Raw genomic sequence first — 6,894 nt, 5'->3', positions numbered from 1 at the left:
GGGGCGGCCGCCGAAGCCGGCACGGTGACGCCGGTCGTCGGGGAGCTCTTGAAGCACTATCATGCCTTCATCGAGATCATCAGGCGCATGCCGAAAATCTCGCTGTCCAGTGTGCACGGCTCGGCGGCCGGCGCCGGCATGGGCCTCGCCTTCGTCACCGATCTGTGCATCGCCGCGGAAGACGCCAAGTTCACGCCGGCCTATGCCAAGATCGGAGTGTCGCCGGACGGCGGCTCTACGGTGGGCATCGTCGGCACGGTCGGATCGCGCCGGGCGCTGCAGATTTTCCTCGCCGAGGACAATTTTACCGCGCAGCAGGCCTATGAATGGGGCCTCGTCGCCAAGACCGTTCCCGCAACCGAGCTGAAGGCGGCGACGCGGCAGCTTGCCGAACGGCTGGCGCAGAACCCGCCGGCGGCGATCGCCGGCACCAAGCAGCTGGTCTACCAGGCCGCAACCACGCCGGTGAAGCAGCAGCTGGATGCCGAGGAGCACAAGATCATCATGGCGATGAACACGGACGCGTTCCGCATCGCCGTGAAGAAGTTCACCAGCAAAGGGAAGTAGAGGCCACGCGGTCGGTGTCTCAGCCCTTTACCGGCCCCGTCCTCTGCATGAAATCGAAGTCGCAGCCCTCGTCGGCCTGCATGATGGTCTCGTTGAACAGCCAGGCGTAGCCGCGTCGCACTTCCCCGGGCGCAGCAGCCGGCTTCAAGGCGGCGCGGCGCCGCTCCAGCTCGGCGGCATCGACCAGCAGCTCGATGCTGCGCTTGGCAACGTCGAGGCGGATCATGTCGCCGTTCTGCACCAGGGCGAGCGGTCCGCCGACGGCGGATTCCGGCGCGATGTGAAGCACGATGGTGCCGAACGCGGTGCCGCTCATGCGCGCGTCCGAAATGCGCACCATGTCCTTGGTGCCGCCACGCGCGAGCTTCTTCGGGATCGGCAGATAGCCGGCCTCGGGCATGCCGGGCGCGCCCTTGGGGCCGGCATTGCGCAGGACCAGCACGTCGTCGGCGGTCACGTCGAGATCGGGATCGTCGACCCGCAAGGTCATGTCCTCGACGGATTCGAACACCACCGCCCGCCCAGTGTGCTGCAACAGTTTCGGGCTCGCGGCCGACTGCTTGATCACGGCGCCGCGCGGGGCGAGATTGCCGCGCAGGATGGCGAGGCCGCCTTCCTTCTTGATCGGGTTGTTGCGCGGACGGATCGCGTCCTGACCGGGCACGTCTTCCGCATTCGCCGCGACCTCGCGCAGCGTCTGGCCGGTGATGGTCCTGGCATCGAGATCGACGAGATCGCCGAGCTGCGCCAGCAGTTTCGGCACGCCGCCGGCGTGATGGAAGTGCTCCATATAGTGCTCACCGGACGGCTTGAGATCGACCAACACCGGCACCTCGCGGCCGATCTGATCGAAAGCTTCGAGATAGAGCCGGTGCGGCGAGCGATGTGCCATCGCGGTCAGGTGGATCAGGCCATTGGTCGAGCCGCCGATCGCCTGGAGCACGACCTGCGCATTCCTGAAAGACGCCGGCGTCAGCACTTCGCTCGGCTTCGGACCCTTGGACTTGGCCATCTCGGCCGCCACCTTGCCGCTCGCCTCGGCGAGGCGGAAACGCTCGGCATGCGGCGCCGGGATCGTCGCGCTCATCGGCAGCGACAGGCCCATGGCTTCGATCATGCAGGCCATGGTGGAGGCTGTGCCCATCACCATGCAGGTTCCGACCGACGGCGCGAGACGGCCGTTCACCGCCTCGATCTCGGCATCGTCCATGTCGCCGGCGCGGTATTTCGCCCAGAGACGACGGCAGTCGGTGCAGGCGCCCAGCACCTCGCCCTTGTGATGGCCGACCACCATGGGGCCGACGGGAATGACCACGGTCGGCAGATCGGCGCTGATCGCGGCCATCACCTGCGCCGGCAAGGTCTTGTCGCAGCCACCGATCACGATCACCGAGTCCATCGGCTGCGCGCGGATCATCTCCTCGGTGTCCATCGCCATCAGATTGCGCAGATACATCGAGGTCGGATGCGCAAAGCTCTCGGCGATCGAGATGGTCGGAAACACGAACGGCATCGCGCCCGACAGCATCACGCCGCGCTTGGCGGCTTCGATGATCTGCGGGACGTTGCCGTGGCAGGGATTGTAGTCGCTATAGGTGTTGGTGATGCCGACGATCGGGCGCTCCAGCGCGTCGTCGGAATAGCCCATCGCCTTGATGAACGCCTTGCGCAGGAACAGCGAGAAGCCGGCGTCGCCGTAGCTGGTCAAACCCTTGCGCAAACCACTCGTCATCAGGTCGCTCCGTCCCGTTTGCCATGGTGGTACCGCCTCGCCCCGTATTGTCAACAAGACGCGCAGATGGATGGCGGAGCTCATCCCTCCCGAGGACAATCGTCTGGTAGATGCTCCTCGATCGCACAACCGATTAACGACTCGTTAGAAGACTCTAGCGCAAATGGTTCTCGAACAAAATAACAACCATGCCGGGTTCCATCACCCGGAGAAATCCCATGAATGTACCCGGTGTCCTGATCGCAGCGGCTTTCGGCGCAGCATTTTTCGCCGTGGAGTTATGTGTGGTACTACCAGCCCGAATTGATCAATCCTGACGTCCTGATCAGCGCGCTCTCCACTGAACACATGAAAGCTCGCGCAGCCGTTCGGCATGCGCTGATCGATCCAGCGACGGCCACATTCGGCGCGTTGCGTTCGGTAGAGGCCGGATCAGCGCGGTATGTTTGCGGCGGCGTCAAGGCAATGGACAAGTCCGGCCAGTTCATCGACGCCCCTTTCGTCTACACCGTGGCGATTGATTTTGCCCGCATCGATGATGACGGACGCATCACGCGTCAGCGTTCGGGATACAGGCCCTGCCCCACCGAGGACGACAAGGTCGCGCAACAGCGGCCTGCTCTGCCACCCGGGGCGGCGGCGGTCGTCAACACCGTTCAGAAGGTTGCTCCCGACGTACAGACCTCGATTGCGCCCGGTCTGACGGCGCCTGCGCGCTCGGCGGGCGGACCGTCGGCTGGCGGGACAATGGAGCAGCAGATCCGCCAGTTGGCCGGCCGGACCGTTCCGCCTGATGCCGCATCTGGACAGGCAAATCCGCCCGCGAAGCGCGAGGCCGCCATGGAAGGCGACTGGCGCGCCGATCGGCCTCCCACCGCCTGGCCCACATTCCCTCCGGACCACGCATTGGCGAAGCCAACCCGGAAGCGAACCCCGTCGGAAGCACTGGCCCTGGCGAAAGAGGTCGAGGACCGCTGGAAGCAGGCGGAGTCATCGGGCGACATCTCCATGCGTCCTTCAGCGGACGACATCAACGAGGCCTGCCGCGCGCTGATCACGATCGATTCGAGAGACGCCCAATATCCAAACGCGTGGGCCGCCTTTGCACGATTGCAGAAGATAAGCCGGGACATCGCCAGGGGTTGATTTCGACTAGCTTGACTGGCTAGGCAGACGTTCTTTCGCAGCCTCTTGCCGACAGCACGTTCAATGCCTCCGGCCGGCACGCCGTGGCCCATCGCATAGTCGGTGCGGCCACCTCGTCTTGCATCAATTGAGGCCTGACCCGCGCGAATTCCCGCGCTGGCCCCGGCCTTCCCAAGGCGATTTGCGCTGAGGCTCAGCCCAGCCGCGACACTTGAACGCAACTAAGAACGAGTCGCAACAATTGCATCGAGGCCAATTTCATGGGATGTCATTGCGAATGACTTGCATTTGCATACTGTCTGCGCATGCCTGAGACCTTTCGTCCATCAACGAGTCTCGGCTTAGAGGTGAATTGTTCGTGTCTGGAATATTGAGCTTCCCGTACGCCGTAGCGGCGACAACGATCGTGGCCAGTCAGCTGGCGAGCTGCGCCTTGGCCTTCGCCGACGACAAGCCGGGGCGCACATATGGCACGCCTCGTGGCCCGCTTAGCCACGCCGCCTCGAAGCCTGCGCAGAACCTGCCGTCAGCTCACGCGGAGATCGATACGGAGCACATCTTCGGTATCAGCATGGGCTCCGATATCGGCAAGCCCGGCGAAATCGAGATTGAGTTCGAGAATGTCGGCGCGTTCGGCAAGCGCTCCGGCAGCTACGCGGCCTGGGCCAATCTCAATCAGATCAAGTACACGGTCTCGGACAATTTCCGGATCGCGCCCGGATTTGCGCTGAGCGGGCAGCGCATCAACGGCGTTCCGGGACTTGCCGATCATCGGGACGTCGCTTTCAGCGGCGCCGCGCTCGAACTGCGCTACAAGCTGGTCGATCGTGCCGTCGCGCCGTTCGGGCTCACTCTCCATGCACAGCCCGGCTGGAGCCGGATCGACGACGCCACCGGCATGAATATCGCGCAATATGGCGCAGAGTTTGCCGCGTTGTTCGATCGCGAACTGGTCAAGGACAGGCTGTTTGCGGCCTTCAATGTCTGGTACGGGACCGGCGGAACCCGCGAGACCCTGACCAATCTTTGGCGACACGATTCGGAGATGCAGCTCCAGGCGGCGATCTCGTACGCAGTGCAGCCCGAGCTCTTGTTCGGCCTCGGCGTACGCTACGCGCGGGCCTATGACGGCGGCGCGCTCAACCGCTTCGTAGGCGATGCGGTCTTCGCCGGCCCGACCTTCTCCTACACCATCTCGAAGGAAGTCGGCATCTCCGGTACCTGGCAGATGCAGGTTGCCGGCAGCGCGATCGGCGACAGCCGCAGCCTCAACCTGGAGCAGTTCGAGCGGCACCAGGCGCTACTGCGTCTCAACCTGCATTTCTGAGGTCGGCTGCGGGTGAGCTGCGCTCTCGCGGAAGCCGCATCTCGGCGAGCGTTGACAAAGATTGTTGACGATGCGGTGCCGCGACTCATTCGCTCGCGTGAAATGTTCTCTCAACGCGTCATTGCGAGCGCAGCGAAGCAATCCAGGCTCTTATCGCGGAGGGATTCTGGATTGCTTCGCTGCGCTCGCAATGACGGCTTGCCAAAGCCGGAGCTAAATCGACTACCGCTTCCTCCAATCGATGATCCGGCCTGGGTCGGCATCGAACTCCATGCTGCAGAACGTGCCGCCCTGGAAATAATCGCCGACGGGATCCGGCTTGAGCTTGGCCTGCTCCTCCATCGCGTGCTCACGGAAATCTTCGGCGCGGCCGGTCGGGCGATAGCCTAGTTCGTAGGCGCGGTGATTGTCCCACCAGGCGCGCTCGTTGAAAGAGGCACCGTAGAAGACCTCGAAATGGATGTCGGGATGTTCGAGCCCGATGCGGCAGAGCTGCACCAGGTCATCGGGCTTGAGCCAGATCGCGAGCCGGCGCTGGTCGAGCGGCATGTCGCCGAAATTGCCGATGCGCAGGCAAGTCACCTTCAGGCCATGCTTGTCGGCATAGAGCGCGCCGACGGCCTCGCCGAACACCTTGCTGACGCCGTAACGGCTGTCGGGCCGCGCAGTGACGTCAGTGCCGATCTTGTGGTGGCGTGGATAGAAGCCGACCGCGTGATTGGACGAGGCGAACACCACGCGCTTGACGCCCTTGCGGTACGCGGCCTCGAACAGATTGTAGCAGCCGATGATGTTGGCCTGGAGGATATCGTTCCAGGGACCTTCGACCGAATAGCCGCCGAAATGGATGATGCCGTCGACGCCCTCACAGATCGCCTCGACTTGCGCGAGATCGGCGAGGTCCGCCGCCTTGAACTTTTCGTTTGCGTCGAGATCGGCTGGCGGCTTGATATCGGAGAGCAGCAGGTCCGGATAGATCGGCGGCAGCAGTTTGCGCAGGCGCGTTCCGATTCCGCCCGAAGCTCCCGTCATCAAGATGCGCGGCATGTCTGTCCCCGTCGATTGCGCCGATTTGCGGCCATGGATATCTGATGCTAGCAGACTTGGACAGAGGGAACGCAACGACGAGAACCGCACATGAACGATGCATCGTCCCATGATCAAGGCTGGCGGCCGGCGACCTATTACCCTGATCCCGCGATAAAGGCACTCGATCCCCGCTTCGAAAAGTACTGGCTGAAACTTTCGGCGGTGGAGCGGCTGACGACCGGCCTGCGCTGGGCCGAGGGTCCGGTGTGGTTCGGCGACGGACGCTATCTGCTCTGCAGCGATATTCCGAACCAGCGCATCCTCAAATGGGAGGAAGAGACCGGCACCGTCAGCGTGTTCCGCAAGCCCTCGAATTTCGCCAACGGCAATACGCGCGACCGGCAGGGACGGCTGATCACCTGCGAGCACGGCGGGCGGCGCGTCGTTCGCACCGAGTATGACGGCAGCATCACCGTGCTGATGGACTCGTTCGACGACAAGCGGCTGAACTCGCCGAACGACGTCGTGGTGAAGTCCGACGGCTCGATCTGGTTCACCGATCCGACCTTTGGGCTGCTCGGCAACTACGAGGGCTACACGGCAGAACCCGAGATCGAGCCGAACGTCTACCGGCTCGATCCCGCGACCGGCAAGGCAACCATCGTCGCCGAAGGCGTGCTCGGTCCAAACGGGCTGTGCTTCTCGCCGGACGAGACGATTTTGTACGTCGTGGAATCCCGCGGCGTGCCGAACCGCAAGATCCTCGCCTATGACGTTTCGGCCGACGGGACGACGATCTCGAACAAGCGCATCTTCATCGATGCAGGTCCGGGCACACCCGATGGCATGCGCTGCGACATCGACGGCAATCTCTGGTGCGGCTGGGGCATGGGCGATCCCGAGCTCGACGGCGTCGTTGTGTTCGCGCCCGACGGCGTCATGATCGGCCGTATCGCCCTGCCCGAGCGCTGCGCCAATATCTGTTTCGGCGGCCTCAAACGCAATCGCCTGTTCATGGCCGCAAGCCAGTCGATCTACGCGCTGTACGTAAACACACAGGGGGCGCCCGGCGGCTAACGCCGGTCTTGTAGGG

6 protein-coding genes are annotated in these 6,894 nt (G+C 63.6%); 4 read left to right on the top strand and 2 right to left on the bottom strand.

Annotation, left to right across the window (positions count from 1 at the left end; translation table 11 throughout):
* The coding region (locus IC50_RS24190; RefSeq protein ID WP_035710580.1) for an enoyl-CoA hydratase/isomerase family protein at window positions 1-567 on the top strand (567 nt) is incomplete at its 5' end.
* 19 nt (window positions 568-586) lie between these two features.
* Here IC50_RS24190 and IC50_RS24185 read toward each other — a convergent pair.
* Complete coding sequence (locus IC50_RS24185) at window positions 587-2,299, bottom strand: IlvD/Edd family dehydratase (protein WP_035710577.1); 1,713 nt, start codon at window positions 2,297-2,299, stop codon at window positions 587-589.
* 282 nt (window positions 2,300-2,581) lie between these two features.
* Between IC50_RS24185 and IC50_RS24180 the strand changes: the two genes are divergently transcribed.
* Together IC50_RS24180 and IC50_RS24175 are read left to right on the top strand one after the other, a co-directional pair.
* Complete coding sequence (locus IC50_RS24180; protein ID WP_333938146.1) at window positions 2,582-3,445, top strand: hypothetical protein; 864 nt, start codon at window positions 2,582-2,584, stop codon at window positions 3,443-3,445.
* 406 nt (window positions 3,446-3,851) lie between these two features.
* Window positions 3,852-4,772 (top strand): hypothetical protein, encoded by a 921-nt coding sequence (locus IC50_RS24175; RefSeq protein ID WP_244429635.1) that lies wholly within the window; start codon window positions 3,852-3,854, stop codon window positions 4,770-4,772.
* A 222-nt stretch (window positions 4,773-4,994) separates the two neighbouring features.
* Here the strand turns inward: IC50_RS24175 and IC50_RS24170 are convergent, their stop codons facing one another.
* Window positions 4,995-5,819, bottom strand: coding sequence for an NAD-dependent epimerase/dehydratase family protein (locus IC50_RS24170; protein WP_035710571.1), 825 nt, complete (start codon window positions 5,817-5,819; stop codon window positions 4,995-4,997).
* 90 nt (window positions 5,820-5,909) lie between these two features.
* On the opposite strand from IC50_RS24170, the gene IC50_RS24165 reads away from it, so the two are divergent.
* Window positions 5,910-6,878, top strand: a complete 969-nt coding sequence (locus IC50_RS24165) for an SMP-30/gluconolactonase/LRE family protein (protein WP_035710569.1) — start codon at window positions 5,910-5,912, stop codon at window positions 6,876-6,878.
* Window positions 6,879-6,894: the final 16 nt, after the last annotated feature.

The sequence above is a fragment of the Bradyrhizobium genomosp. I (2014) genome (assembly GCF_000261685.1).
Lineage (GTDB): Bacteria > Pseudomonadota > Alphaproteobacteria > Rhizobiales > Xanthobacteraceae > Bradyrhizobium.
This window is presented reverse-complemented; position numbering and strand designations above follow the sequence as displayed.

Bases quoted from the DNA above. Each gene is read 5' to 3' on its own strand.
- IC50_RS24185 (WP_035710577.1), bottom strand. From the start codon at position 2,299: ATGACGAGTGGTTTGCGCAAGGGTTTGACCAGCTACGGCGACGCCGGC.
- IC50_RS24170 (WP_035710571.1), bottom strand. From the start codon at position 5,819: ATGCCGCGCATCTTGATGACGGGAGCTTCGGGCGGAATCGGAACGCGC.
- IC50_RS24165 (WP_035710569.1), top strand. From the start codon at position 5,910: ATGAACGATGCATCGTCCCATGATCAAGGCTGGCGGCCGGCGACCTAT.